The following is a 25,275-nucleotide window of genomic DNA, read 5'->3' on the forward strand; positions in this document are numbered from 1 at the left end:
ATTTTTTCAAAGGGAGGTTGGGACCTTGATACATACAGAAATCGAAAAGGAAATCCGCCAAGTGGTCCAGGACAAACGTCGAGTCCTTACCAATGAGGCGGACCTTGCCAGTTATTCCTATGATGCCTCTTTCGGCGTGTTTCCCCCGGATGTGGTCGTGCAGCCCACTTCTACCAATGAAGTGGTTGGAATTGTCAAAGTGGCCAATAAACATAAAACGCCGATTTATCCAAGGGGAAAGGGAACGAGCTTAAGCGGGGGTCCCTTACCGGTTCATGGAGGGATTGTCCTTGATTTTTCTAAATGGACAGATACGTTAGTGATCGAACCAGATGATTTAGTCGCGATTGTTTCCCCAGGGGTTATCACGGCAGATATTAATAAAATGGCCAGTGAATTTGGTCTAATGTATCCTCCTGATCCGAGCAGCTCCCATGTGTCCACGATTGGCGGAAATTTAGCGGAAAACGCCGGCGGCCCGCGTGGACTTAAATATGGGGTGACGAAAGATTATGTGCTCGGCCTTGAAGTGGTTACGGCTGACGGTGAAGTCATCCAAACCGGGGGAAGAACGGTAAAAAATGTAACTGGCTATGACTTAACGAAATTAATCGTGGGATCGGAAGGGACGTTAGGGATTATCACAAAAGCAATTTTACAGCTAATCCCTAAACCGCAATCTACCGGAACGTTAATGGTCCTTTTTGATGACCTCGTCATTGCCGGAAAAGCGATTTCCAGCATCCTGACAGGCGGGATTTTACCATCAAAATTGGAAATTATGGATCAAGCATCTGTTGTCGCTGTAGAACAATTTGAGCCATCCGGGTTACCCACCGATATCGAGGCGCTACTATTAATCGAATTGGACGGACATCCTGCTGCCATCGAAGCAGAAGCCCAAAGGGTGAAGGAAATTTGTTTGGAAGTTGGCGCACGAGAAGTGAAAATAGCAGAAACAAAGGGAGAAGAAGCCGAACTTTGGAAGGCACGAAAACTCGTTTCTCCAGCGATCGTTCGAAAAAAGCCAACGAAGATCTCAGAAGATGCGACGGTTCCGCGCAGTCGGATTCCCGACATGTTTCAACGTTTAAAGGAAATAAGAGAAAAGTATAACCTCGATTTAGTTGTATTTGGCCACGCTGGAGATGGGAATTTGCATCCCAATATCATCGCGGATAAACGTGATAGCGAAGAAATGAAACGAGTGGAAAAAGCGGTCGAGGAGATTTTTCAAGCTGCAGTGGAAATGGGCGGCACATTATCAGGAGAACACGGGATTGGAACGATGAAGGCCCCGTTTATGGAAATGGAGCTAGGTACAACCGGTTTATCGATGATGAAACGGATGAAAGCAGCCTGGGATCCTCTTAATCTTTTAAACCCTGGAAAAATATTTCCGGAGCCTGGACAAAGGTTTGTGTTAACCGATGAGTAGAAGCCATGGATTAGCCTATGAAGAAACGTTTGCCTGTGTCCAATGCGGCTATTGTTTGCCAAAATGCCCCACCTACGAGACGACCGGTGTGGAAACCCAGTCACCGCGGGGGCGTATTAATCTAGTAAAATTATTAGCCGAAGAAAAAATTTCAGTCGAGGCTGCCGCTTCTTCGATTGAATTATGTTTAGGCTGCCGAGCCTGCGAAACTGCTTGTCCAACCAATGTTCAATATGGAACCATTTTGCAATCTGCTAAGGAATTGATCGCAAAAACGAAGCCTGCTTCCAAAATGGAAACGGTGCTCCTTGAAAAAGGATTGCCGAATAAAAAGTGGCAAAAGATTGCGGGGAGAGGGTTACAATTCGCGCAAAAAACCGGAATGGTGTCTTTAGCGAGAAAGTCAGGCATCATGAAGGCGTTCCCAGAAAGTATTCAGGCAATGGAATCCATTACTCCCATGATTAAGATGCCGACAAAAAAGGAAAGAGAATATCGAGTACTCCCTCCAATTGGGAAGAAGACCTATACAGTTGGATTTTTTGTGGGCTGTATTATGGATGTGATGTTTTCAAAAATCAATAATGACAGTATGAAATTGCTGCAGCTTGCTGGTTGTGAAGTCACTTTGATTGAAGAACAAACCTGCTGTGGAGCCCTTTTGCATCATAGTGGGAAAAAGGATGAGACCATCGCCCTTGCTAAAAAAAATATCGCCGCCTTTGAACGCTATGATTTTGATTTTATTGTCAATAGTATCGGTGGCTGTGGTGCGATGTTGGTGGAGTATCCGGAATTGTTTGAGGCAGACTCAGAATGGCATTCCCGTGCAGAGAAATTTGCCGCGCGGTGTAAAGACATTAGCGTTTTATTGGCCGAGAGTTCATTGCCATTTACTCAAGAAATTCGAAAAGTCGCAGCCTACCAACCTTCATGCCATTTACAACATGTTCAAAAAGTCGTGAATGAGCCTCAGCAATTAATCAAGAAGATTCCGGGGATTGATTACCGTATGTTTGAAAAACAGGACATGTGCTGCGGCTCTGCAGGAATCTATAATGTCGTCCACTACCATGAAGCAATGGAAGTGCTGGATCAAAAGATGCATCATCTTGAAAAAGTGGAGCCGGACATCGTCGTCACAAGTAATCCAGGCTGCCATTTACAGATGAAATTAGGTGTAGAGCGCGAAGGGAAAGCAGAAAAAATTAAAGTGGTTCATCTTGTTGAACTGCTAGCAGAGGCCTGTGAGATCGATAAAATTTGATATGGGGGAGAAAAAAATGAACTTACATTTAGCAGGAAAGACAGCGATTGTGGTGGCATCAAGTCAAGGATTGGGAAAAGCGATAGCGGCCCAACTCGTCATGGAGGGCGCTAATGTGATGTTAACGAGTCGAAATGAAGAAAAGTTGAAGGAAGTTCAAGAAGAGCTTCAGTCGTTGGGGGAAGGAAAAGTCGCCTATTTTCCCGCGGATATTACCAAAGCGGAAGACATTGTAGCATTGGTCCTGCATACGAGGGAAACCCTAGGGAACATTCAGATTTTAATTAATAACTCTGGAGGACCACAGGGGGGAGGGTTTGAAGATTTTGAAGATAAGGATTGGTATCAGGCTTTCGAATTGAATCTATTAAGCTATGTGCGGCTGGTACGAGAAGTCTTGCCAGATTTAAAGAAAGAAGGCGGTAAAATTATTAATATCGGTTCTTCTTCTATTAAACAACCGATAAATGGGTTAATTTTATCGAATACTTTTCGTTTAGGCGTTCTTGGGCTTGGGAAGAGCCTTGCTGAAGAACTGGCTCCGTATAATATTTTAGTTAATACCGTATCACCTGGCAGAATTGCAACAGACCGAGTAGCCTTTCTGGATCAGCTTAAGGCAGATAAGCTGGGAGTTTCTTCTGATGAGGTGGAGGCGGCTGCCAAAAAGAATATTCCTCTTGGAAGGTATGGTAAGCCTGAGGAGTTTGCAAGGGTTGTAGCTTTTTTAGCTTCGGATGCGAACACCTATGTTACAGGAAGTTCGTTGTTGGTGGACGGTGGGATGGTGAAATCGGTTTAAGGACCTAGTTACATTTCGGGCAGGCTTCGTTTCTATATGAAGCCTGCTTTTTTTATGGAGGGTAAATGGCTAGAAGTGGAGGGTAAAAGGGGAGAACCTGAATGTAAACGCCCCGAAATGGTGGGTTAAGGGCCAAAACCGGTGGGTAAATGAGATTAGGTTGAAAAAGAGGCATGATCTAGGGTTGGGATTTTACTGAAAGTGGTAATTTATTTCTTAAAAAGGTAATTTTTAAAGAAAGATACCTGATTTTCAGAAGCTAAAATACGAAGTGGTGGGTAAAAGGTAAGAACCGGAATGTAAATGCCACAAAGTGTTGGGAAAAGAGCCAATACCAGTGGGTAAAGAAATGGCCGTTTTTATGATATCGACACAAAATGGAATTTTATCAACACTTTTTGATAGGATATCAACACAAAATTAGATTTTAACGACAATTTTAAGGACGCAGGGACCGTTCTCACTCATAGACAAAAAAAGCCGGGAGAACCGTCCCGGTGGAATTTAATATTCTCCTTTAATGACAAAATACGAGCCTCGAATGGTTCCTGCTAGTTTAGACTTCTGCCTAGCAAACTTAAACTTCTCTTCTAATTCCTTTGGTACCTCCATCCCATCAGACAGCTTAAAACCAACGGCCCGCTTCGGCTTAGGGCCATCAAGCGTATACAGTACGTTGACCGAAAGACCATCCTCATAAAAAACGTAAGTCCAATTGATATTTTCCACTTGAAAACGCGATGTCTCTAAAGGTTTGGCCGCAAACTCAATATCACGTTCTTCTTTCAAAATTCGGTTCACATAATCAAGGGTCTCCCCGCTTTCGCTAGCTGGTACAACCGTAAATTCATGCTTGTATTTGTTCATAAAGTAGCGGGCTTCATTCGCACGTAAACCAGCAAGTGCGTCTGCTACAGGTGAAGACTCTAAACCAACCGTAGACACATTTTTAAAATCAACGACATAGGACATTTCCATTCCTCCTCTTCTATCTAAAGGACAAATCCTTACCTTTCCATTATGGTCAGTTTTTGAAAATTTAACTAGATATGTCTATGTATTTATTCTATCACCAATTATTTTACTTCAGAGAAAGTTAACGAGCCATATAAATGTACCTAATTCATTATTTTGTTTAATACCTTTTCTTCGCCATTTAAAGTATAGGATTCTAAAACAATCTTACCTTCAGCATTTTTGAAATAGTAATAAGTTTTAGGATCGCCTTTAATCTTCACGGAAACCATCCAATTTTTACTTCCTGAAAGGTTTGCAATAAAAGGCTCTGATACTATGTGTTTTTCAGGGATATTTGATACGGTTGTGAAATACTTATTAACTGCATTTTCAACGGAAATTAATTTATATTTCACATATCCCCATATTCCCGCAGCGACACTTAATATACAAATAATAAAAATAAAAATTTTTTTGACTGTTCTCCATATTGGAGATATTATAGTCTCCCTCAATTTTAGAACCACCCTTTCTATTTAGTGTAATTTTACACTTATTGTAACATAAAGGAAATGTAAGTTGGTACTACTATTGAGTTAGAATAGGAAACAGAAGAAATTAGGAAATGCGACTGGATCCACGATGAGGCCGCTCAACCATATTGATTTGTTAGTGGAATAGTGTCTGTTTTTGTCTGTTTTTATCTTGTTTTATCGAATGGATTTTTTAAAAGTCGGAAAATGTTATAATGATTGTAGTGTCCAAGTTGCCTCATATGATTAGCAGATATACACAGTAATAATAATTTTTCGAGGTGTGATTCCAAAATGAAACTGGCAGATTTGGAAATGGCTATAAGCAAGAAAAGAGAAGAGATGATTCAGGTAGGAATGGATAAAGGATTGGTGTGTCATGAAACAATCAAATGTAGCCAAGAGCTCGATCAGCTACTAAATGATTATAATCATTATGTATTAATTGAAACAAAACAAACCAATCCAATAGATGTATACCATGAATTTTTACTATTTTTACAAAAAACACTTTTTAAGTCTGTACGTATAGGTTACAGTTCTATTTTTTCTATACTATAATGTGAAAATGATATTTTCATTTTGATAGGGAGTGGCTGAAAATGTCACTCTTTTTTTCTCTATTCTTTTTTGAAAAATAAACATGAGAACATCCCTATAGAATTTGGGTATGATGATAAAGGAAGGAAGTGGAAAATGATGAATTTCGAAACGGTTATGCAGGAACTGGAAGCGCTTGGCAAGGAACGGATGAAAAAGATTTACATAAGCAATGGTGCACATGAACCGCTTTTTGGCGTGGCTACGGGTGCAATGAAGCCGATTGCGAAGAAAATCAAGAAAGATCAGTCATTGGCCGAGGAGCTTTACGCCACCGGAAACTATGATGCCATGTATTTTGCTGGAATCATTGCGGATCCCATGGCCATGACGGAGGAGGATTTTGAGCGTTGGATCGATACGGCGTATTTTTATATGCTGTCTGATTATGTTGTTGCCGTAACATTGGCGGAAACTGATATTGCGCAAGCTGTTGCCGATAAATGGATTGCTAGCGGGGAAGAGCTTAAAATGTCGGCAGGCTGGAGCTGTTACTGCTGGCTTTTGGGTAATCGCCCGGACAGTGAGTTTAGTGCGAGCAAGCTTGCCGGTATGCTTGATCTGGTCAAAAATACGATACATGATGCTCCGGATCGGACGAAATCGGGGATGAATAATTTTATGTACACCGTCGGGATTTCCTATGTGCCGCTCCATGAGAAGGCGGTTGAAACGGCAAAGGCAGTGGGTCCAGTCGAAATCAAGCGGGACAAGAAAAAAAGCAGTATTCTGCATGCTTCCGAAAATATTCAAAAAGATCTAGACCGAGGGAGACTTGGCTTCAAACGTAAATATGTTAGGTGTTAAGTGACCACGGGGACGGTTCTTACGGCTTTTTTAGGCCATGAGAACCGTCCCTGTGGCTTTTAATCTAAATCTAGTGATAAGAATTTCTAGCATTTCAGATAAGCGCATGATGTTTGCCCTAGCAAGAAGTCATATCTATCATACTTTATAGTAAGTCCACTTTTGAAAGGAGGGACTTACATGCAATTAAATTATGAAACGGCCCGTCACTTAGAGGGTGAATTGGTTCGTTTTAAGAAAGAAAACGGAGAATGGGCAGTAGGTAGAGTCGTTGAAATAAGACAGGATGGATTAGAAATTGTTGAATTCAATCCTTCTTATAAAAATGAAGGTTATGGATATGGATTTTGGGGAGCATGTTTCATTCCATTTTGCTGGCCAATATTTCCATTTTGTTGGTTTTAATTTCGACATGAAGGTGACCCAAGCGGGCGTTGAATGACAACCCATTTGGGTCAGTTTTTTTGTACGGGGTGGGGAACCACGTACGGCTTTTTTAGCCTGAAAAAAGGCAAGTAGAACCGTCCCTATGGATTTACATCTGTATATCTAGCTAAAAATAATGATTTTTTAAGGATAAATAGAAACAAATTACTAAAAGTTTCCTCACCTCCTTTCCTCAAAAATTAATGCTTACTAGACTAATAAAGTTTTTTTCAATCTAGAAAACATTTTTCTCAATTATGAAATGAAATAAGACTGACTAGTTTAATACACCCTTTGAAGAACAGTCACTTAACAGAGAATTAAAGATTGGCATGGGAATTGCAAACTATATATACATTAGCAAAGGAGATTGATATCCCTTGATTGCTTTAAGGAGGAATAAAGATGGAACTTATGAAATATGTGGAAGAATACAAATATCTAAAAATAGAAATGGAAAAGTCAGGATCAATATATGGCCTGTCTGATCCAAGAACCATTAAATATAGTCAAGATTTAGATATATTAATTAACAAAATGATGAAAATTAGATATCCAGGATTAGCACGGAGAATTAAGCACCTCTCCTAGGGTGTTACGGACATACGAAATACTTAGAAGCTAGAATCATATTTAGAATCCCTCCAATTATAGGAAATTATTCTCAATATTGCAAAATTGGTAGGTTCGATCATTCCAATGTTTTGCAGTGAACCTTGGCAAAAATGAAAATAACTTGAAAATTTTAAAATGAAAACTGCAGATTTTATAAGGTTTACAGAATTGGCATAACTTTTGCATATAAAGACTTGTATACAACGAATAGGAAGAAATAAAAACTGCAGCAATTCAGATTACAAAAATTAGGAGGCGAAAATACTCATGAACTATACATCAAAACTAGTAAAAGTAAACAAAGATACAGGGCATGGCTCACACATCACCCCTGTTTATATGACTTCCACATTTGTTTTTGATAATGCAGAGGTAGGAGCACAACGCTTCGCGGGAGCGGATCCAGGATTTATGTATTCACGCCTGGGAAATCCAAATGTAAGAGAACTGGAGGAGAAGGTAGCAGAATTGGAATTTGGTGAAGGGTGTTTGGCTTTCTCATCTGGAATGGCTGCCATAACTGGCTGCCTGTTGGGTGTTTTGCAGGCAGGGGATCATGTTGTTGCACACACAGCGTTGTATGGGGCGACGCACGCATTTCTATCTAAAACGGTAAAGAAATTTGGAATTGATGTAACATTTGTCCCCTTTAAGACGGGGGAAGAGATTGAACCACACATAACAGATAGAACGAAAGTAATCTACTTTGAAACCCCCTCCAATCCTACGCTTTCCTTGGTAGATATGAAGAGTGTAGCGGGGCTTGCTAAGCAAAAGAGAATCTTGACGGTTGTTGATAATACATTTTTGTCTCCATACTTACAAAATCCTATTTTATGCGGCATTGATATTGTCATCCACAGTGCAACCAAATATTTGTCTGGTCATGGATATCTTATTGGCGGACTCGTCATTTCCAGTAAGGAAATCATTGATCCGATGAGAAAAGAAGTGCAGAAGACGATGGGAGCAAATTTGTCCCCTATGGATGCCTGGCTTCTCTGTCAGGGGATACGTACCTTGCATATTCGCATGGACCGCTCTCAAGAAAATGCACAGATTTTGGCTGAACGTCTGGAAAAACATGAAGCGATAGAGAAGGTATATTTTCCCGGACTTGCAAGCTTTGAAGATCAACAGATCATGGAGAAACAAATGAAAGGTCCCGGAGCAATGATTTCTTTTGTCTTGAAGGGGGGATACGAAACAGGTGTTAAACTTATGAATTCAGTAAAACTGAGTACTTTAGCCGTTTCCCTAGGTGATGTAGGTACATTAATTCAACATCCAGCTTCGATGACACATGCGATTATCCCAAAAGAAGAAAGAGAAAAAGCAGGTCTCGATGATGGACTCGTTCGTTTTTCAGTTGGAATTGAGGATGTAGAAGATATATGGAAGGATCTTGAAACAGCATTAGAATAACAGTACGGCAATAGGAATTACTCTTCAGTAACGTCTTTGGTAGGTAAATATCTGAAATTTTATCAACCTTGAGAGAATGTATTTTCATAATTGAAAAATTTAGTATAATAGGAAAATAGAAAATTGGCAAAACAATGATGTTTTGCTTTTTTTTACATAGTTTTTCGGAAATTTATAGTTGGCTTGAAAATTGCATGGAGAAATAGTACGTGGAAAAATTTAAAAGAACTGGAGCATACAGGAGGTAGAAAACGTGAGAGGTATCACTCAAAATCGGGAATTCATTCAACTATTTTCGGAAAACCTTACAGCGGTACTTGGTTTTGATATCACCATCCTTGACCGAAACGGATATCGGGTTAGCGGCACAGGAAGCTATCAACATCAAATTGGCAAACCTGCACCTGATGGCTCCTTGTTGCGTGCTGTAATGAAGACCGGCAGACCTGATATGACCTATGATGTTATTAAAAATGAATCCCATTGTATGAGCTGTAAATTTTTTAAGGAATGCAAAGAGACAGCAACCATTGGTTTTCCGATTGTCAAGGGAAGTGAGACATTAGGAGCTATAGGACTCATGGGCTTTTCAATGGAACAAAAAGAAAAGATGATTGAAAATGCTGAATCACTTAAGGGATTCCTTCAACATCTAAGTCTTATAGTAGAATCCCAGTTAATCTCGCAGAATGAAAGATTCGCATCACAATGCAATTTATACGAAGAGACATTAAATACAAATAAAGTCATTACCTTTGATAACTTTGTCAGCAAAAACGAGGATATGAAAGAGGTAATCCGTAAAGCCAAGCGGATCGTAAACAGCATGGCAAACGTTTTAATTAGAGGGGAAACGGGAACGGGGAAAGAGGTATTGGCAAAGGCGATTCATTATGAAGGGAATCGGAAAAACAACCCTTTTATTGCGGTTAATTGTGCCGCTATACCGGAGAGTTTACTAGAAAGTGAATTGTTTGGCTATTCGGGCGGGGCTTTTACAGGGGCAAACCGGGAAGGAAAAGCGGGGAAGTTTGAGCTGGCGAATCATGGAACCATCTTTCTTGATGAAATAGGAGATCTCCCTCTTTCTCTCCAGCCCAAACTTCTTAGGGTATTACAGGAACGAGAGGTTGAAAGAGTGGGAGGAAACAAATCGCTTCCTGTCAATATTCGTGTGATAACGGCAACACACCGCAATTTAGAAGAGATGGTTCAAAATGGTACCTTCCGTGAGGATTTATATTATCGAATCAATGTGATTCCGCTAAATACAAAGTCATTGAAGGAGAGGAGGGAAGACATTCCCTTCTTCCTCCAATACTTCATTTGTAAGTATTGTTCAATCTTAAACCGTCCGTACATGACGGTGGACCCACATTTAGAAAAATGGCTAATCCAATATGATTGGCCAGGGAATATTCGGCAGTTAGAAAATATTGTGGAGTATATGGTGAATATGGCGGAATCGGATGTAATTGGTTTTCAAGATCTTCCGGATTATTTGTACCAGATTCAGGCACCTATTCAGACAGGAGGGTTAAGCTTAGATGAGATGGTTGCCGAATATGAAAAGTCCATTATTCAAAGTTTCTTTATGAGTGGTCATGGTCGAAATGACAAAGAAAAAGTAGCCGAGGAATTGAAAATTAGTTTATCGACACTTTATCGTAAGCTAGAACGATATCATCTAAAAGTTTTATAACTTTTCCATGAGATTGCAAGTTCATTTGCAATCTTTTTACTTTAAGGAAAAATATTTTTGAATAATTAATAAAATATTTTTCAAGTTTGGGAATAGAAGAGCGGTACTAATTGGTCATGTTTCGCTATAACCATCGCGGAAATGATAATTTCATCTCCTTTTTGCAAGCAGGAATGTTGAATTAACAAGGATTTTATTATGGCACAACTCTTGCATAATTATTAATCAAAAGGAGTGAACAAAATGGAACTGGATACAAAATTAATTCACGGTGGTCCGTTGATTGATCAGCATACCGGAAGCTCATCCGTACCGATCTATCAATCCTCTACCTTTCATCAAGCTCAATTTGCGCAATCACAAGAGTTTACCTACACGCGTTTTGGCAACCCAACAAGGAAAGCATTGGAGGAAACGGTTGCCTGTTTGGAGTTTGCTAAATATGGATATGCCTTTGCTTCCGGTATGGCGGCAATTTCTGCGGTATTGCTAAATTTCTCACAGGGGGATCACGTAATCCTTTGTAAAGATATATACGGGGGAGCCTATCAGCTCGTAACCGAGATGTTTCCGAGATACGGAATTGAATACACTTTCGTGGATGAAACGGATCTTAACGCCTGGAAGAAAGCAATCAAGCAAAATACAAAAGGAATTTATATTGAGACACCCTCTAATCCCCTATTAACGGTTACCGATATTAGAGGTGTTGTTAATTTAGCAAAGAAATACAACTTGCTGACCATCATCGACAATACGTTTATGACACCCATTTTCCAAAATCCGATTAAATTGGGAGTGGATATCGTCATCCATAGTGCGACAAAATTTATCAATGGCCATAGTGATGTAACCGCTGGATTGGTTGTGACCAATGATCAAGAGATTGCGGAAACGTTATTCAAAACGCAAAAAATGCTGGGCAGTATGCTCCCCCCATATGATTGTTGGTTAATTTTAAGAGGAATCAAGACCATGAAAATCCGTATGGAAAAGGAAGTTGAAAATGCGGCATTTATTGCGGGTGAGCTTTTAAAACATAGCAAGGTGAAGGCTGTTTATTATCCGGGTCTTGAATATCACAATGGACGGGAGATTCATTTTTCCCAAGCAGGCAGCGGTGGAGCTGTTTTAACATTTGATTTAGGAAGTTATGAAAATGTGAAGGACTTTTTTGCCCATGTAAGCATTCCTATAGTGGCCGTTAGCTTAGGCGGTGTTGAATCGATATTATCTTATCCGTTCACGATGTCTCATGCTGTAATTCCTGAAGAAGAGAGGCTTGAATTAGGGGTGACAGACGGGCTAGTTCGGCTGAGCTGCGGCATTGAAGATAAAAATGATCTTCTAAATGATTTATTTAAAGCCTTGGATCATGTAAAAACAGCCGATGTCTTACAGAAAAAAATCCTATAATGATTGGAAAATACTTAATGGAGAAAATAGAGATTGCCAATGTACCCACAAAGGTTGAAAAAGTCGATTTTTTCAATAAACATTTAAACAAGTCAGTTTTTATCAAGCGCGATGACCAGACGGGAATGGGATCATCGGGAAACAAAATAAGAAAGCTGGAATATTTATTAGCCGATGCAAAAAACAGAAAGTGTGATTATGTAATTACCTGTGGCGGGATCCAATCGAACCACGCGAGGGCGACTGCGGTGTTGGCGGCTAAATATCAGATGAAGTCCTTGTTGATTTTAAAAGAAAGTGAAGTAAATAGAACGGAAGGGAATCTATTTCTTACTAAATTAGTTGGTGCAACCATTAAGGTGGCAACTGAGGATGAGTATCAAGATTTAACACCCATGATTGCAAAATTGACAAAAGAATTGACTGACACCGGGCACAACCCCTACGTCATTCCGATGGGGGGCTCAAACGGCATTGGTGCTCTAGGGTATGTAGAAGCCTTCTATGAAATACTCCAGCAAGAACAGGAATTAGGAATCGTGTTTGACACGATTGTGGTTACGAATGGGTCGGGCGGTACTTATGCCGGTTTGTTATACGGAAATAAAGAAAGCAATCAAAATAAAACCATTATTGGCATGAGTGTCTTAAATCAGAGGGAACAAGCCGTTCATGATCTATTACACATTTTAGAAGATATGAATCAATATAGGGACCATCATCTCCGTTTTTCGGCTGAGGAAATCAACATTATTGATCGCTATATAGGTTTAGGTTACGGTAAGAGCCAATTGGATGAACTGAGATTCATAGAGAAATTTGCACAAGAAGAAGGAATTATCCTTGACCCGGTATATACCGGGAAGTCGATGTATGGTTTATACAACGAACTTAAAGATGGAAAACTTCAGGGAAGCCAAAACATACTTTTTATTCATACCGGTGGGATTTTTGGCTGGACGGACGAGAAGATTAAAATGTTATATGGAGCTATTTAATTGTCTGTTCTTTGGACACATCTCGGGGTGTGTCCGGAAGACTTTTAAAAAGTTTCATTTGATATATTGGCTGCGAAAATGAAAACGCATTCGCAGTAATTTTTTAGAAAAATGAGGAGGTAAGTATGATTCACAACTTTGATGAAACGATTAATCGAATTGGTACGGATTCCGATAAATGGGACAATGAAGGAAAATGCGGCCAATTGATTCCACTGGGCATTGCCGATACCGATTACAAGGCACCACGTGAAGTTTTAGAGTCTGTAAGGGAAAAGGTGGATTTTGGCGTATTTGGTTATGGATATTTTCCGCATGATCGATTTAATGATGCGATCAAAGGGTGGTATGGCCGCCATCATAAAATTGATATTAGGGCAGACGATATTAGTTATGCGCCTGGATTAATGACAGGGGCGTTATGGATGTTTTTAGATGCCTATACCAATCCAGGAGACAAAGTAGTGATACAGCCTCCTGTCTATGCAACCTTTAAAAGGGTAATAGAGAATTTTAATAGAGTTGCAGTCGACAATCCATTAAATTACTACAACGGAAGTTATCAGATTGATTTTGAAGATTTAGAAGCTAAACTAAAGCTACCAGATGTGAAAATACTTCTTGTATGTAATCCAGCCAATCCAATCGGGCGGGTATGGACAAAAGCGGAAATGCAGAAAATGTATGATTTATGCCGTGAGAATAACGTAATGATTATAAGTGATGAAATTCATAGCGATATGATTCACAAAAGTTTGCCTTTCCACTCCTTTTTAGAGATTTGTGAGGAAGAAGATCAAAATGTGGTGGTAATGAACTCTCCAAGTAAAACCTTTAATTTAGCCTCTTTCTTCAGTGCATATGTGATTATAAAAAATAAAAAAATGAAAATTGCATTTGATGATATTTACACAAAATACCACTTTGATTATAACTATTTAGGAGTTGAGGCTTTAATTACGGCTTATACTAAATGCGATTATTATGTGGATGAATTAAATGCTTACTTACGAAGCAACATTGATTTTTCGATTAACTATATCCATAAACATTTACCAAAGTTAAAAGTTCAGTACCCTGATTGTTCCTATTTGTTATGGATTGACTGTGAGGGGCTGGGCTTCACCGGTACGGAATTGGCTGAATTTTTTACAGACGCAGGGGTTAGAGTCAATGATGGGAGTTCATATGGAAAAGATAGTGGCAACTTTGTAAGAGTAAATATTGCTTGCACAAGGGCTTTACTAGAGCACGCATTGAAACAGATTAAGCTAAACTATGACAAATATGGTTTTTAAAAACTAATTGAATTGTGAGGTTTTGCGTATGGGGAACAAATCTGAAAAACAAGGTAATGCAACTGTTTCGTGGGATGATAAATCGTATAGATTTCCGGTGTCATTTAAATATGCTGCGGTTTCTGTCTTAATCTTTTTCGGCCTGCTGCTTACAGGAACACTTGGTTTTGGTGCATCTCTGGAATTAATGTTTTTGTTATTATGGATCGTCGTGGCCCTGCTTGTTATGAAACTAGGATATAAATATAATGAAGTCCAAAATATGGCATGGGAGATGGGGAAGCAATCTTTTGAACCGAATACGATTATTTTAGTAGTTGGCGTCATGATTGCTACCTGGATGGCTTCTGGTACAATCCCTTATGTTATGTATTGGGGCTTAGAATTAATTTCACCGCAATACTTTTTAATCACGGCTTTGCTCCTAACATCAGCAACATCTCTTGCAACCGGAACTTCATGGGGGACTTTGGGTACAGTGGGTTTGGCCTTAATGACAGTTGGTAATGCACTTGGAGTTCCCGAAGCAATGACAGCAGGTGCCATTATTTGTGGTTCCTTCTTCGGAGACAAGTTGTCACCATTGTCTGATAGTACCATTTTAGCAGCTACCGTTGCCGGCTCTAAAGTTATGTCACACGTAAAACATATGTTATGGTCAACTGTCCCGGCGTATATTCTAACAGCAATTATCTTTATCATTTTAGGCTTAAAGTATGGAAAAAATGGATCGAATATGCAGGAGATTCAACAAATCACTGGTGTAATATCAAAGCATTTCAATTTATCCTGGATTTCATTGATTCCTCTTCTGGTGGTACTAGTGATGCTCATAAAGGGCATTCCATCTATTATCTCGCTATTAATGGGAGTGTTTAGCGGCATGGCTGTCGCTGTTTTTACTCAGGGGTATCATTTAACAAAAGTGTTTGATATCATGACCAATGGATTTGTGTTTAAAAGCGGCAGTACGTTAGTAGACCCCATCCTAAGCAGAGGCGGGCTCTACAGTTTAATGAGCTCATTCCTTGTTGTTCTTTTAGCCATGTGTGTAACCGGCATGTTAGAACAATCAGGCATTCTCAGTGCTTTAGTAGAGCCATTAGTTAAACGAACACAGGGCTCTACTTTTAAAATAACTTTAGTGACTATGTTGATTGCTTTAATCACAAATATGATTGGTTCATCGATGTTATTAACTGCGATTGTAGCGGGTTCACTTATGAAAAATGTCTTTAAAAATAATCATTTGGCGCCAGAAAATCTTTCGCGTAATATCGAGGATGTTGGAACGATGGGTGCACCGGTTATTCCATGGAATTCCAACGCCATCTATTGTTCGCAAATGTTGGGCGTATCGCCATATGCCTATTTCCCATATGTCTTTCTAGCCTTCTTTGTCCCATTATTCGATTTACTTTATGGTGCCACTGGATTTGCAATAAAGAAGTTAAAGCCTGAGAAGCTCGAGGATGTTGAAACAGTAACTAAAGCAATCTAAGTAAATAGGTTTTTATGTAGGCGATTCCTGATAGGAATCGCCTTTTTTATAATGGGTAAGTTGACCTGGTTCATGTTTTCTTAGTTTTAAAAAAATTTTTTTCAAACGTGATAGAAAATAGGAATAAGTAACCTATCAGAAGCTGGGAAACTAGTGATTTTACAAGGAATTTAAGATTGGCACGAATATTGCAAGTTAATCTTCATGACTAAGAGAAAGGGGGGAATGAGATGTATAAAGCTATTATTCTAGGGACTGGACCTGCTGGGTTAACCGCTGCAATCTATTTAGCACGTGCTAACATAAGTCCTTTAGTCATTGAAGGGCCAGAACCAGGGGGGCAATTGACATTGACAACAGATGTCGAGAATTTTCCTGGGTTTCCTGAAGGGATTATGGGACGAGAGCTAATGCAGAACATGCGAAAGCAGGCTGAGGTTTTTGGTGCTGAGTTTAAAAGAGGATGGGTTAAAAAGGTCGATTTTTCAAATAACCCATTTACCTTAACGGTGGAAGGAATTGGTGAGCTTAAAACGCAATCTTTAATTATTTCAACGGGAGCTTCGGCGAAACTTTTGGAGATCCCGGGAGAAAGAGAAAATATTGGGCGAGGGGTAAGCACCTGTGCAACATGCGATGGATTTTTCTTTAGAGGAAAGAAAATTATCGTTGTTGGCGGCGGGGATTCAGCTATGGAAGAGGCCAATTTTTTAACAAAGTTTGCTTCAGAGGTTCGCGTTGTGCACCGCAGAAAGGAGCTTCGCGCTTCTCAAATTATGCAAGACCGCGCCAAAAAGAATCCTAAAATTACGTGGAGCTTAAATTCCATTCCTGAAGAAGTGATCGCAGGGGATCGACACGTTACTGGCTTGAAAGTAAAAAACAGTGAAACAGGAAGAGAGGAAGTCTTGGAAACTGATGGTATTTTCGTTACCATCGGCCATAAACCGAACACAGCATTTTTAGACAATCAAATCAAAACGGATGATATGGGATATATCATGGTGAATCCTGGTAGCACCGAAACCAATATTCCAGGTGTATTCGCCTGCGGGGATGTTCAAGATCATAAATACCGCCAAGCCATTACCGCTGCAGGAAGCGGTTGTATGGCTGCACTGGATTGCGAAAAATACCTTGATGCAAGTGAATTATGTAGTGAAAACAATCAATCTATCATGGAAAACCAAATATAGGGAGGATTTAAAAATGAAAGAGATTAAAACAAAACAAGAGTTTGAAGAGGCAATTTTATCAACAAAACCAGTTATGGCCAAATTCTATGCCGAATATTGCCCTGACTGCCAGCATACCGATTTATTTATGCCCATTTTAGAAGAATCGTATAAAGAAAAGGTAGACATGATTGCAGTAAACCGAGAACATTTTCCAGAAGTTTTAGAGAAACTAGACGTGTACGGAATCCCAAGCTTTATTGCTTTTCAAGAAGGGAAGGAACTGGACCGCTTTGTAAGTAAACTTGGAAAAAGTCAGGAAGAGGTTGAACAGTTTCTTAATCAAATTGTTGAGGCAAGTGGAAAACTAGGATAGAAAATCCTTGCCAGGGGCCAATAAATATGGAGATATTGCTCTATATTTATTGGCTTTAAAAGGAATATTTTCGAATAATTGAAAATATTTTTTCGAATTTGGGATTAGGAGAATAGTACTGAACAGTAGGTTTTCACTAGAATTATTGCAGAAATGATAATGATGCATCTTTTTTTTTAGCAGGAATGTTGAATTAACAAGGATTTTATTATGGCACAACTTTTGCATAAAAAGTAATTGAATAGGAGGAGGTGGAGTTCATTTGAATATTGAAACGGGATAAATTAACAGAATATTTAAATGATACTGAAAAATAAAACTGATAAACCGCAAATCATCCATTTTTTATAAATACAGGGGGAGTTTTTATGAAAAAGAGTTTATTTATATTTGCTTTTTCAGTATTCGTAGCACTTGTATTAACGGCATGTGGAAACACTCAAAAAGAAACATCAGCCAAGCCTGATCAGGCGGCAGAAAGTAAGAACCTACTGGAAAAAATAAAAGCAGATGGGACGATTAAAATCGGTACAGAAGGAACATATGCACCGTTTAGTTACCATGATGCATCGGGAAAATTGACTGGTTTTGATATCGAAATCGCTGAAGAAGTAGCAAAAAGACTTGGTGTGAAAGCTGAATTTGTTGAAACTCCATGGGACGGAATTTTTGCGGGACTTGATTCGAAGCGCTTCGACATCATTGCATGTCAAGTAGGTATTCGTCCTGACCGGCAGGAAAAATATGATTTTTCTGATCCAACGAATGTATCAAAACCTTACTTAATTGTCAGTAAAGACAATAACACGATTAAATCGTTCAAAGATTTGAAGGGGAAAAAGTCAGCTGAGACACTAACTAGTATGTTTAAAGACATGGCAGCTTCGAATGGTGCTGAAATCGTCGGTGTTGAAGGATTTAATCAAGCTATTGATTTATTAATTTCAAAACGTGTGGATGCGACGATTAATGATGGGTTGTCTTATCTTGATTTCAAAAAGCAACAGCCTAATGCGCCACTTAAAGTTGCAGCCGAACTTGATGAACCAACAAAAATGGGAATTATGTTAAGAAAAGGGAATATAGAATTGGTCGATGCTATCAATAAAGCACTCGCCGATATGAAGAAAGATGGGACGTATTTAAACATCTCAAAAAAATACTTTGAAACCGATGTTTCCAAATAAGGAGTGTTCAAATGATGGATCAAGATAGAATGGACCGAATTATTGACATCGTTGTCAACTCATTTTTTCCGATGTTAAAAGCCGGGGTTGCTTTTACCGTGCCGTTGACACTCCTTTCTTTTTTTCTGGGACTGATTCTTGCTCTGCTTACTGCACTGGCTCGAATCTCTGGAATTAAACCTCTGGATGCTGCTGCACGATTTTATGTATGGGTGATTAGGGGAACACCGCTGCTTGTTCAGCTGTTTATTATTTTTTATGGTCTTCCAAGTATAGGGGTTACCATTGGTCCGCTGCCATCCGCAATAATCGGTTTTACCATTAATATGGGCGCCTATAACTCAGAGATTATTCGCGCAGCTATCCTTTCCATTCCCAAAGGTCAATGGGAGGCAGGTTACTCCATTGGGATGAGCTACCCGCAGGCATTAAAAAGAATTATTCTCCCGCAGGCAACAAGGGTGTCTGTTCCGCCTTTGGCAAACAGTTTTATTAGTTTGGTAAAGGATACATCTTTGGCCGCTACCATTACGGTGACGGAAATGTTTAGAGTGGCTCAGCAAATTACCGCAACAACCTATGAACCATTGGTACTCTATTGTCTAGCAGGATTTATTTATTTGATTTTCAGTACAGTTCTTTCTAACGCTCAAGGACGGATGGAAAAACGGTTTGATCGTTATGTGACGGGTTAATTTGATAGGGGGATATCCGCGTGATTGAGATAAAGAACCTGCATAAGCAATTTGGACAAACAGAGGTTTTAAAGGGAATCGATCTTAAAATTGAGGAAGGCAATACAGTCTGTATCATTGGGCCATCGGGTTCAGGGAAAACAACCTTGTTACGTTGTCTGAATTTATTGGAAGCGCCTACAAAAGGGACCATTACGCTTGGAAAGTTTTCTTTGGATTTTCAGGAGAAAAAACAAGTTCCAAAAGATCGAGTGATTAAGTTCCGTCAACAAACAGGTATGGTTTTCCAAGGGTACAATTTGTTTCCTCATATGACGGCACTAGAAAATGTTATGGAAGGTTTAGTTTACGTTCGTAAACAAGACAAGGAAACCTCTCGTACGAAGGCTCTTCAATTGCTGAAAAAGGTAGGATTATCGGAACGGGCAAACCACTATCCATCCCAGCTTTCCGGTGGACAACAACAACGGGTAGGAATTGCCCGGGCGATGGCAATGGAGCCTGAAGTCCTCCTTTTTGATGAACCTACTTCCGCGTTAGATCCTGAGTTAGTAGGAGAGGTTCTAAAGGTCATGAAAGAACTTGCTAAAGAAGGAATGACGATGGTTGTTGTGACACATGAAATGAATTTCGCACGTGAAGCGGCGGATAAAGTCGTATTCATTGATAAAGGTGTGATCGTTGAAGAAGGAACACCTCAACAAATTTTTGAACATACAGGGCATGAACGGACATTACAATTTTTAAATAAACTTTGTTCATAGGAAAGGCCTAAGATTGCAAATCTCATTTGCAATCTTTTTTTGAATAATTAAGAAAGTATTTTCAAATTTGGGAATCTAAAAACAGTGCGAAACAGCAGATTTACACTATTTTCATAGCGGAAATGATAAATTACTGGTTTTTTCAGAAGCAAGAAAGCTGAATTACCAATGGTTTTATTTTGGCACAACACTTGCAAGATAAAAAAACGAAAAGAGGGAGGTGGAGGAAATTAAAAAAAATAGACTTTGAATCTGTGCAAACTTAGGTGACTAGAGGAGGGTTTATATGAATGATAGGACAGACTACAAAGTTGTGATTGTAGGCGGCGGAAGTGCTGGTATTACTGTGGCAGCACGTCTATTAAAAGAATCAAGGGCTCTTTATGGGAAAATTGCCATTATTGACCCTGCTGAAAAACATTATTTCCAGCCGCTATGGACACTGGTTGGTGGCGGGGTTGTTGATAAAAAGGTAACAGAAAGAGAACAGTCTACTTTAATTCCAGATGGTATTGTTTGGATTAAAGAAGCGGTTGAAGATTTTTTTCCAAATGAACAATCAATCGTAACGTCATCTGGCAACAAATTGAGTTATGACTATTTAGTGGTTGCAGCAGGTATTCAAATTGACTGGAACAAGGTGAAAGGTTTAAAAGAAAGCATTGGCAAGAATGGCGTCTGCAGTAACTACTCTTTCGATTATGTCGATAGTACTTGGGAAAATATTCGCAATTTCAGCGGCGGTAATGCCATCTTTACAAATCCGAATACACCGGTTAAATGTGGCGGTGCACCGCAAAAAATTATGTACCTGGCGGATGATTACTTTCGCAAATCAGGGGTTCGCTCAAATTCCACGATCCACTTTTTCTCAGGAGCGGGCAGTATTTTTGGCGTAAAAAAATATGCGGATACATTGACCAAAGTAATTGAAAGAAAAGAAATTGAAACACATTTTCAGCACAATCTAGTGGAAATCGATGCACAGCAAAAAAAGGCTGTTTTTAAAAACCTTTCGACGAATGAATTGGTAACGGTTTCCTATGACATGATTCATGTCGTCCCGCCAATGAGTGCGCCTGATTTCATTGTGAAAAGTCCATTAGCCGACGAGACTGGCTGGGTGAATGTAGATCCGTATACATTGCGCCATAAAAAATATGGAAATATCTTTGGAATTGGCGACTGCACCAATTTGCCAACATCAAAAACGGGCGCCGCTATTCGAAAACAAGCGCCGGTTCTTGTCCAGAACTTATTATGTCTAATGAACCAAAAGACAGGTATGCAAAAGTACAACGGCTATACTTCGTGCCCACTTGTAACGGGATATGGCAGCTTAGTTTTAGCAGAGTTTGATTATGAATCTAAGCCGGATGAGAGCTTTCCTTTTGATCAAGCTAAGGAAAGATACAGTATGTATTTATTAAAGAAGCAGGTACTCCCTATTGTCTATTGGAACGGAATGTTGAAAGGTTTGTTATAAAAAAACATGTCAGTGAGAGGAAGATTATGCAGAAAACAACGATTGATCACTTATCTGATCTCCAACCATTACTTTCATTATTGAGCCAGAAGGAAATACAAACTAGTTTAATCCAAACACTGGAAAAATTGCCCTTCCTTGTTGACCAGTATTCTGCCTTAGAACGAAACATCGCTTTTATAAAATCCACTCTGAGCGATAAAGAATCGATGGACTATTTATTGAGTGGACTAGGAGATGAATTCGGGAAATACATTCCTACTATAGAATCATTGGAGGCATTGATGGCACTGGTCCATAACCTTCCGAAATATACTAAATACTTGTCAATGGTAGAACCAATCATGGATTTCCTATTATCGATCTCCCGTGATCAGGAGTCCGTTGATTATTTATATAAGGGGGCACAAGAGCTCGCAGGCCCGATTCAGCAAAAGGTTGAAAGTGGTTGGGATTTGATTCAGCGGGCGAAAAATGAAGCGGACAAAGACCATTCACCTGTGACCATCTTTACCGTATTCAAATTAATCAAAGAACCTGCCGTTCAGCGGGGGATTCATTTTGTTAAAGCGCTTGTGACCCTGGCTTCAGATCCTAAATCAAAATAAAGGAGTGTTCACTCTCATGTTAATTAAATATTTTTACGATGAGAAATTGGCTCATGCCTCTTATCTAGTCGGGTGTCAAGCTAAGGGAGTGGCCATTGTGATTGACCCTTCCCGTGACATCCATTCTTACTTGAATACGGCGAAGGCTAATGGATTATCGATTACAGGCGTTACGGAGACACATATACACGCTGATTATATTTCTGGTTCAAAGGAGCTTGCTTCCAAAACAGGGGCCAAACTTTATCTGTCAGATGAGGGGGATGCAGATTGGAAGTATCAGTTTGCCGATCAGTATGATTCCCAAATGCTCAAAGACGGGGATCGCTTTTCAATTGGGAATTTAACCTTTGAAGTACTGCATACTCCTGGGCATACACCGGAGCATCTTTCATTTTTATTGACAGATGGCGGCTCAGCAGTCCAAGCTCCTATTGGCTTATTTACAGGTGACTTCGTTTTTGCCGGTGATGTGGGCCGTCCTGACTTACTGGAAAGAGCTGCCGGTGTAAATGGTTCGGCCTATTCGCTGGCAAAAGAAATGTTTAAATCCTTGCAGCGATTTAAACAGCTTCCAGACTATTTACAAGTCTGGCCGGCGCACGGAGCGGGGAGTGCGTGCGGGAAAGCATTGGGGGCAGTGCCTTCATCAACCGTTGGATATGAAAAGCTAGCCAACTGGGCATTGCAATATGATGAGGAAGATCTATTTATCGAAGCGTTACTTTCCGGGCAGCCTGAGGTATCAAAATATTTCGGGATTATGAAACGATTAAATAAACAAGGGACTACCCTAATCGAAAATCTTGAGCCATTCCATCATGCACAACCATCATTAACCCTCGTTCAGGAATGGATCCAAAACGGCATTGTGGTGGATACCCGGCAAGCGTTGCAATTTGCGGAAAAACATATTGCGGGAACCATCAATCTTCCCTGCAATCAATCCTTTGTAACGTGGGCAGGCTGGTTGCTTGATTATGATCAGCCGATCTATTTATTGGTAAGTAAGGAAAAAGGAGCGGAAACACTGAAAGCATTACAATCGATTGGACTAGATCAGGTGAAAGCTGTGATGGATCACTCGTTCATAGAACAGCTTGAATTGGATGAAATGGATGTCGTGGATTATCAATCAGTTGAACCAAAAGAGATTATGGAGAGGCTTGAGGAGTATTATGTCCTTGATGTTCGTCGGAACAGTGAATGGATGGCAGGACATATTCCTAAGGCTCACCATATCATGCTTGGACATTTAAAAGACAGAATGAACGAGATTCCTAGTGAAAAACCAATTCTTATAAACTGTAAATCGGGCGCGAGATCGGCGATTGCCATAAGTATCTTGAAAGCAAATGGATTTGACCAAGTCCTTAACTTAGCAGGCGGGTTTGACCAATGGTTAAAAGAGAGCAGTATAAAACTAGTAAAAAAAATTCACTAAAAAAAACACCTATATACACATCGTGGATTGTAAAAGGGAGTTATCGAATGACAATTCTACAATGGATTCTCACAATTGCCTCTGGCGGAATAATTGGCTTTACTTTAGGACTTATTGGCGGTGGCGGTTCCATTTTAGCGGTTCCTCTTTTGCTTTATGTGGTCGGGATGAAAGACCCGCATATTGTGATTGGCAGTACAGCTCTTGCTGTTTCCATTAATGCCTTCTTGAATCTTATCCCTCATTCACGTGCAGGGCATGTCCACTTAAGACCGGCCATCGTATTTGCAATACCAGGTGTAGTGGGCGCCCTCTTTGGTTCTTATCTTGGCAAGCTTTTACCGAGCAAGCAATTGTTGTTTCTTTTTGCGCTACTTATGATTTTTATGGCTATTAAGATGATTATGCCTAAAAAGGCAGTAAAAAAGGCAGCAAATATTGAAACAGAAGGTTTGAGTTAAATGGATAAATTTAATGGAAAAAAATTATCCCTATTCGGTGTTATGACAGGATTGGCATCAGGATTTTTTGGCATTGGCGGTGGATTCTTGGTTGTTCCCTCCCTGCTGGCAGCCACAAATATGTCCATCGTTGAAGCAATCGGCACATCTTTGTTTTCTGTAGGAACTTTTGGACTAACAACGGCACTGAATTACAGCCTTTCTGGATTGGTTAATTGGTTCGTAGTACTGGCACTTGTATGCGGTGGATTTATAGGGGGAATCTTTGGTACCATCGTTGCAAAGCGTTTAAGCAAACAACGACAAGCTCTTCACTATATCTTCTCTGCTGTTGTCATAACTGTAGCTATTTATATGATGATTAAAAATGGAGACGCTTTGAATTTATGAATCTATATTTTGTAGAGACAACAGGAAGGAATCGATTTATTTTTTGTTAGATTGAAAGTATGCTAATTTCCACTATTGCACGGTAGAAATGTGATATTAAGATTAAATTTGAAAAGGAAGAGTGATTACTATGATGAAAGTTATCTCAACAAATAAAGCACCGCAAGCGATTGGGCCATACTCGCAAGCCATTCGAGTAGATGGATTTCTATTTCTTTCGGGGCAGATCCCGCTTGATCCCGAAACGGGAGAGGTAGTTCAAAAGGATATTAGACTTCAAACCGAGCAGGTTTTAAAGAATATTCAGGGCATTTTAGAAGAGGAAGATTATTTACTTACGAATATCGTGAAAACGACTATTTTTATAAAAGATATGAATGATTTCCCTGTTATTAACGAAGAGTACAGTCAATTTATGCAGGGGCATAACCCTGCACGGTCTACTGTGGAGGTAAGCCGTCTTCCTAAAGATGTGATGATCGAAATTGAAGCTATTGCTAAGAAATAAATTTTGTGTTCTAAAGTTTTCCCGTACTTAGGATCTTCACGTATACTTTGGTCAATATGGCTTTGAAAATCGCGAGTAAGTTAATCCAAGCTGTATTTCAATCATGAGAAAATCCTTCCTTTTTAAGGAAGGATTTTTTTTCGGATATGAGATGAATTTTTTCAGATTTGCTAATAGGGGGCAAAAGCAAAATTGAACGAATACAGCAGAGGTCGCTGTATTCATGCTTAAGGATCATTTTTATGGTTGGCATGGTTTTTGCAATATAGTTTGGTGTAAAGAGTTAATTAGTTAGGGGGAGCAAAATGATTTATCAGGAAATTAACCGGATTTATTACAGCATGCGAAAAGTAGGATGACCTTGAGACACGCTTTGGTGTAAATGATGTCCTGCCC

24 protein-coding genes and 1 pseudogene are annotated in these 25,275 nt (G+C 39.7%); 23 read left to right on the forward strand and 2 right to left on the reverse strand.

Features of this window, described 5'->3' with window-relative positions; all coding sequences use genetic code 11:
* Positions 1–28: 28 nt before the first annotated feature.
* The 3 genes from M028_RS0110325 to M028_RS0110335 are packed head-to-tail and all read left to right on the forward strand — an operon-like array spanning position 29 to position 3,507.
* Positions 29–1,438, forward strand: a complete 1,410-nt coding sequence (locus M028_RS0110325; protein ID WP_442852782.1) for an FAD-binding oxidoreductase — start codon at positions 29–31, stop codon at positions 1,436–1,438.
* On the forward strand, positions 1,431–2,705 hold the full coding sequence (locus M028_RS0110330) for a (Fe-S)-binding protein (protein ID WP_026573855.1): 1,275 nt from the start codon (positions 1,431–1,433) through the stop codon (positions 2,703–2,705). Before M028_RS0110325 ends, M028_RS0110330 begins: the two co-directional genes overlap by 8 nt.
* A gap of 16 nt (positions 2,706–2,721) precedes the next feature.
* On the forward strand, positions 2,722–3,507 hold the full coding sequence (locus M028_RS0110335) for an SDR family oxidoreductase (RefSeq protein ID WP_026573856.1): 786 nt from the start codon (positions 2,722–2,724) through the stop codon (positions 3,505–3,507).
* A 504-nt stretch (positions 3,508–4,011) separates the two neighbouring features.
* Here the strand turns inward: M028_RS0110335 and M028_RS0110340 are convergent.
* Positions 4,012–4,479: a hypothetical protein gene (locus M028_RS0110340; protein WP_026573857.1), complete on the reverse strand. Its 468-nt coding sequence runs from the start codon at positions 4,477–4,479 to the stop codon at positions 4,012–4,014.
* A 146-nt stretch (positions 4,480–4,625) separates the two neighbouring features.
* Complete coding sequence (locus M028_RS0110345) at positions 4,626–4,979, reverse strand: hypothetical protein (RefSeq protein ID WP_231510795.1); 354 nt, start codon at positions 4,977–4,979, stop codon at positions 4,626–4,628.
* A gap of 312 nt (positions 4,980–5,291) precedes the next feature.
* Between M028_RS0110345 and M028_RS29755 the strand changes: the two genes are divergently transcribed.
* The 20 genes and pseudogenes from M028_RS29755 to M028_RS0110450 all read left to right on the forward strand — a co-directional run bounded on the left by M028_RS29755 (position 5,292) and on the right by M028_RS0110450 (position 24,879).
* Positions 5,292–5,558, forward strand: a complete 267-nt coding sequence (locus M028_RS29755) for an aspartyl-phosphate phosphatase Spo0E family protein (RefSeq protein WP_035424058.1) — start codon at positions 5,292–5,294, stop codon at positions 5,556–5,558.
* Positions 5,559–5,696: 138 nt separating this feature from the next.
* Complete coding sequence (locus M028_RS0110360) at positions 5,697–6,404, forward strand: DNA alkylation repair protein (protein WP_026573859.1); 708 nt, start codon at positions 5,697–5,699, stop codon at positions 6,402–6,404.
* Between the two features lie 180 nt (positions 6,405–6,584).
* Entirely contained in the window at positions 6,585–6,809 is a 225-nt protein-coding gene (locus tag M028_RS0110365) for a hypothetical protein (RefSeq protein ID WP_026573860.1), read from the forward strand.
* 426 nt (positions 6,810–7,235) lie between these two features.
* On the forward strand, positions 7,236–7,421 hold the full coding sequence (locus M028_RS29760; protein WP_035424059.1) for an aspartyl-phosphate phosphatase Spo0E family protein: 186 nt from the start codon (positions 7,236–7,238) through the stop codon (positions 7,419–7,421).
* 291 nt (positions 7,422–7,712) lie between these two features.
* A complete protein-coding gene (locus tag M028_RS0110375) occupies positions 7,713–8,870 on the forward strand; it encodes a trans-sulfuration enzyme family protein (protein WP_026573861.1) in 1,158 nt (385 codons plus the stop codon).
* 253 nt (positions 8,871–9,123) lie between these two features.
* Positions 9,124–10,572 (forward strand): sigma-54 interaction domain-containing protein, encoded by a 1,449-nt coding sequence (locus M028_RS0110380; protein WP_026573862.1) that lies wholly within the window; start codon positions 9,124–9,126, stop codon positions 10,570–10,572.
* A gap of 243 nt (positions 10,573–10,815) precedes the next feature.
* Positions 10,816–11,988, forward strand: coding sequence for a trans-sulfuration enzyme family protein (locus M028_RS0110385; RefSeq protein ID WP_026573863.1), 1,173 nt, complete (start codon positions 10,816–10,818; stop codon positions 11,986–11,988).
* Positions 11,989–12,005: 17 nt separating this feature from the next.
* Positions 12,006–12,986 carry a 1-aminocyclopropane-1-carboxylate deaminase/D-cysteine desulfhydrase gene (locus M028_RS0110390; protein ID WP_051591002.1) on the forward strand — a complete coding sequence of 327 codons (981 nt, stop codon included), beginning with the start codon at positions 12,006–12,008 and terminating at the stop codon, positions 12,984–12,986.
* Positions 12,987–13,111: 125 nt separating this feature from the next.
* Positions 13,112–14,284: a MalY/PatB family protein gene (locus M028_RS0110395; RefSeq protein ID WP_026573865.1), complete on the forward strand. Its 1,173-nt coding sequence runs from the start codon at positions 13,112–13,114 to the stop codon at positions 14,282–14,284.
* Between the two features lie 28 nt (positions 14,285–14,312).
* Positions 14,313–15,785, forward strand: a complete 1,473-nt coding sequence (gene nhaC / locus M028_RS0110400; protein WP_051590997.1) for a Na+/H+ antiporter NhaC — start codon at positions 14,313–14,315, stop codon at positions 15,783–15,785.
* 230 nt (positions 15,786–16,015) lie between these two features.
* Complete coding sequence (trxB, locus tag M028_RS0110405; RefSeq protein ID WP_026573867.1) at positions 16,016–16,981, forward strand: thioredoxin-disulfide reductase; 966 nt, start codon at positions 16,016–16,018, stop codon at positions 16,979–16,981.
* A gap of 13 nt (positions 16,982–16,994) precedes the next feature.
* On the forward strand, positions 16,995–17,336 hold the full coding sequence (locus tag M028_RS0110410; RefSeq protein WP_026573868.1) for a thioredoxin family protein: 342 nt from the start codon (positions 16,995–16,997) through the stop codon (positions 17,334–17,336).
* A 368-nt stretch (positions 17,337–17,704) separates the two neighbouring features.
* The gene (locus M028_RS0110415) at positions 17,705–18,523 is read left to right on the forward strand and encodes an amino acid ABC transporter substrate-binding protein (protein ID WP_026573869.1); all 819 of its coding nucleotides are present in this window, start codon (positions 17,705–17,707) and stop codon (positions 18,521–18,523) included.
* A gap of 11 nt (positions 18,524–18,534) precedes the next feature.
* Complete coding sequence (locus M028_RS0110420) at positions 18,535–19,218, forward strand: amino acid ABC transporter permease (RefSeq protein WP_442852781.1); 684 nt, start codon at positions 18,535–18,537, stop codon at positions 19,216–19,218.
* A 20-nt stretch (positions 19,219–19,238) separates the two neighbouring features.
* A complete protein-coding gene (locus tag M028_RS0110425) occupies positions 19,239–19,982 on the forward strand; it encodes an amino acid ABC transporter ATP-binding protein (RefSeq protein WP_026573871.1) in 744 nt (247 codons plus the stop codon).
* A gap of 286 nt (positions 19,983–20,268) precedes the next feature.
* Positions 20,269–21,468: an NAD(P)/FAD-dependent oxidoreductase gene (locus M028_RS0110430; protein WP_026573872.1), complete on the forward strand. Its 1,200-nt coding sequence runs from the start codon at positions 20,269–20,271 to the stop codon at positions 21,466–21,468.
* A gap of 26 nt (positions 21,469–21,494) precedes the next feature.
* On the forward strand, positions 21,495–22,076 hold the full coding sequence (locus tag M028_RS0110435) for a hypothetical protein (protein ID WP_026573873.1): 582 nt from the start codon (positions 21,495–21,497) through the stop codon (positions 22,074–22,076).
* A gap of 16 nt (positions 22,077–22,092) precedes the next feature.
* Positions 22,093–23,520 carry an MBL fold metallo-hydrolase gene (locus tag M028_RS0110440; protein ID WP_026573874.1) on the forward strand — a complete coding sequence of 476 codons (1,428 nt, stop codon included), beginning with the start codon at positions 22,093–22,095 and terminating at the stop codon, positions 23,518–23,520.
* Between the two features lie 47 nt (positions 23,521–23,567).
* Positions 23,568–24,371, forward strand: a pseudogene (locus tag M028_RS29765) (sulfite exporter TauE/SafE family protein).
* Between the two features lie 133 nt (positions 24,372–24,504).
* Entirely contained in the window at positions 24,505–24,879 is a 375-nt protein-coding gene (locus M028_RS0110450; protein WP_081810716.1) for a RidA family protein, read from the forward strand.
* Positions 24,880–25,275: the final 396 nt, after the last annotated feature.

Source organism: Bacillus sp. UNC438CL73TsuS30, assembly GCF_000482325.1.
Taxonomy (GTDB): Bacteria; Bacillota; Bacilli; order Bacillales; family Cytobacillaceae; genus Neobacillus.

Excerpts from the sequence above, each read along its gene's own strand:
- M028_RS0110330 (WP_026573855.1), top strand. The coding sequence starts at position 1,431 with ATGAGTAGAAGCCATGGATTAGCCTATGAAGAAACGTTTGCCTGTGTC.
- M028_RS0110335 (WP_026573856.1), top strand. The coding sequence starts at position 2,722 with ATGAACTTACATTTAGCAGGAAAGACAGCGATTGTGGTGGCATCAAGT.
- M028_RS0110340 (WP_026573857.1), bottom strand. The coding sequence starts at position 4,479 with ATGTCCTATGTCGTTGATTTTAAAAATGTGTCTACGGTTGGTTTAGAG.
- M028_RS29755 (WP_035424058.1), top strand. The coding sequence starts at position 5,292 with ATGAAACTGGCAGATTTGGAAATGGCTATAAGCAAGAAAAGAGAAGAG.
- M028_RS0110360 (WP_026573859.1), top strand. The coding sequence starts at position 5,697 with ATGAATTTCGAAACGGTTATGCAGGAACTGGAAGCGCTTGGCAAGGAA.
- M028_RS0110365 (WP_026573860.1), top strand. The coding sequence starts at position 6,585 with ATGCAATTAAATTATGAAACGGCCCGTCACTTAGAGGGTGAATTGGTT.
- M028_RS29760 (WP_035424059.1), top strand. The coding sequence starts at position 7,236 with ATGGAACTTATGAAATATGTGGAAGAATACAAATATCTAAAAATAGAA.
- M028_RS0110375 (WP_026573861.1), top strand. The coding sequence starts at position 7,713 with ATGAACTATACATCAAAACTAGTAAAAGTAAACAAAGATACAGGGCAT.
- M028_RS0110385 (WP_026573863.1), top strand. The coding sequence starts at position 10,816 with ATGGAACTGGATACAAAATTAATTCACGGTGGTCCGTTGATTGATCAG.
- M028_RS0110390 (WP_051591002.1), top strand. The coding sequence starts at position 12,006 with ATGGAGAAAATAGAGATTGCCAATGTACCCACAAAGGTTGAAAAAGTC.
- M028_RS0110395 (WP_026573865.1), top strand. The coding sequence starts at position 13,112 with ATGATTCACAACTTTGATGAAACGATTAATCGAATTGGTACGGATTCC.
- nhaC (WP_051590997.1), top strand. The coding sequence starts at position 14,313 with ATGGGGAACAAATCTGAAAAACAAGGTAATGCAACTGTTTCGTGGGAT.
- trxB (WP_026573867.1), top strand. The coding sequence starts at position 16,016 with ATGTATAAAGCTATTATTCTAGGGACTGGACCTGCTGGGTTAACCGCT.
- M028_RS0110410 (WP_026573868.1), top strand. The coding sequence starts at position 16,995 with ATGAAAGAGATTAAAACAAAACAAGAGTTTGAAGAGGCAATTTTATCA.
- M028_RS0110415 (WP_026573869.1), top strand. The coding sequence starts at position 17,705 with ATGAAAAAGAGTTTATTTATATTTGCTTTTTCAGTATTCGTAGCACTT.
- M028_RS0110420 (WP_442852781.1), top strand. The coding sequence starts at position 18,535 with ATGATGGATCAAGATAGAATGGACCGAATTATTGACATCGTTGTCAAC.
- M028_RS0110430 (WP_026573872.1), top strand. The coding sequence starts at position 20,269 with ATGAATGATAGGACAGACTACAAAGTTGTGATTGTAGGCGGCGGAAGT.
- M028_RS0110435 (WP_026573873.1), top strand. The coding sequence starts at position 21,495 with ATGCAGAAAACAACGATTGATCACTTATCTGATCTCCAACCATTACTT.
- M028_RS0110440 (WP_026573874.1), top strand. The coding sequence starts at position 22,093 with ATGTTAATTAAATATTTTTACGATGAGAAATTGGCTCATGCCTCTTAT.
- M028_RS0110450 (WP_081810716.1), top strand. The coding sequence starts at position 24,505 with ATGAAAGTTATCTCAACAAATAAAGCACCGCAAGCGATTGGGCCATAC.